Here is a 1967-nt window from a genome sequence, read left to right as displayed (position 1 = left end):
CCGCACGACGACGGCGGCAGCCACCGCCGCCAGGGCCGTCCCGGCGGCGCCTGCGAAGGCCACCGACTCGGCGAGACCCCACGAATCTGCGGCACGCCAGGCCGCGGCGGCGGCGAGCGGCACCGCCGCCCACAGCACGTGGCCCAGCGCGGACCGGCGAGCAAGCGCACCCACGATCGCGGCGAACACGGCCAGACCCGACAGCGCGCCCACCGCGGCGGCCGTGTCGTCGACCGCCACCACCGATCCGCCACCGACGATCAGGATCACCGCGACCGCCGACGCGATCCACGAGCGGGCGGTCTCCGGTGCCCACCGCTGGTATCCGGCGGCCACCTGACGTCGGAGTTCGTCGATCACGTCGTCGACGAACGGGGGTGCCATCGCCTCGGCCGACCGCGTCAGATGCAGCTGCGCGCCGTCGGTCAGTGAGTGGTCGGACAGGGTGTCCTCGAGATCGAGCACGCCGTGGCGCACCGACGACAGCGTCCAGCTCGCGGCCGGTGCAGCACTGGCGGGACCCAACAGCTCCACGACGTCATCGATATACTCGGCGATCGGGCGATGGGCCGGCAGGCTCACGTCGAGCTGGTTGTCGTCGGCGACGACGGTCAGCCGAACAAAGTTCGAAGCCATGGCGTCCATGATGGCAGACGGGATCGAGCGGCCTGACTCACGTGGTCGGCGGTGGACGCGGGACGGATCTGAGGGGGAAGTAGCCGGTGGGGACGAAGTTGGTGCATCGGCCTGCGCGGCTGCGCGCCGATCCGCTGCCCGCCGACCCCCTGAAACTCCCGCGCGTACCCGTCATCGACGCCGCCTCCGGGCAGGGCGCGATGGCGATGCGCGCGATCCTGCCGCTGATGGCGGGTGTGGGCATGCTGGCGATGATGATGTCGTCGGGCAACCCGATCCGCATGATCGCCGGCGGGGTGATCGTGGTCGGCGCGATCATCGGCGGCATCGTGATGTTCATCCACGCCAAGACCGGCGGCCGGAAGAAGGCCGAGCAGCAGCGCGGCGTCTTTGTCTCCTTTGTGAACGACACCCGACGCCGCCTCGACGACGAGATCGCCGAGCAACGACGCGTCGCGCATCGCCGGCATCCGGCGCCCGCGGATCTGCTCGCGGTGATCCGCGACCCCTCCCGGCTGTGGGAACGCCGACCCTCCGACCCCGACTTCCTGACGGTGCGCGTCGGCAACGGGGTCGGACCATTGGCGCGAGAGGTGGAGGTGGACAAGGACTCCGACCCGCTCAAGGCGCCCGAACCGATCGCCCAGGCACATCTGGACCGGCTGCTGGCGGCGACCGAACGCATCGACGACCTGCCGATCGGCGTCCCGCTGGCCGGCATCGTGTCGATCGTCGGACCGCGGGACCGCACGAGCGAAGCAGTCCGGGCGCTGCTGACGCAGGTAGCGGTGTTCCACGCGCCCGACGATGTCCGCGTGCACGTCGCGCTGCCCGCCGGTGGCCGGGTCAACGCCTACGGGTGGGCGCTGTGGCTGCCGCACGTCCTGGACCCGGAGCGTTTCGATGGCCCGATCGGTCGTCGGATGACCTCGACCGACGCCGAGGACGCCGCCCCGCTACTCGATGAAGTCGCCCGTCGCAGAGACGAACTCGGCGATCGAAGCAAGCGTTTCTCCGGTCAGGAACTCGACACCCACCACCTGATCGTCGTCATCGACGCGACCGACGCCCACGGCCGCGACCTGCTCGCGAGGCTGATCGGCGACGATCTGCGCGAACTCAAGGTGGTGCTCGTCGTCCTCAACGAGGACCGCACGCTGGAACCCGGGCACGTCGATGCCCGCGTCACCATCGCCGACGACCGGGCGGTCGACGTCGAGGTCATCGTGGAGGCGCAGCGGCGTCCCGGCGAGGAACGCGCCCCCGACTTCGAACGCACCCGCAGACTCGTCCGCGGTGCCTCACGCGGCAGCGCCGACGCCGTCTCACCC

General features: G+C 71.0%; 1 protein-coding gene and 1 pseudogene. One reads left to right on the top strand and one right to left on the bottom strand.

The features are described 5' to 3' along the window. Positions 1 to 636: EsaB/YukD family protein (locus ABZW74_RS24535; RefSeq protein WP_355280116.1), on the bottom strand; the 636-nt coding region annotated here is incomplete at its 3' end. Between the two features lie 86 nt (positions 637 to 722). Between ABZW74_RS24535 and ABZW74_RS24530 the strand changes: the two are divergent. Further along, positions 723 to 1967, top strand: a pseudogene (locus ABZW74_RS24530) (type VII secretion protein EccC); the annotation flags it as partial.

The organism is Gordonia sp. NPDC003585, assembly GCF_040610755.1.
In the GTDB taxonomy this organism is placed as follows: Bacteria; Actinomycetota; Actinomycetes; order Mycobacteriales; family Mycobacteriaceae; genus Gordonia.
Note: the sequence above shows the minus strand (reverse complement) of the source record. Positions and strands in the feature narration are given on the sequence as shown.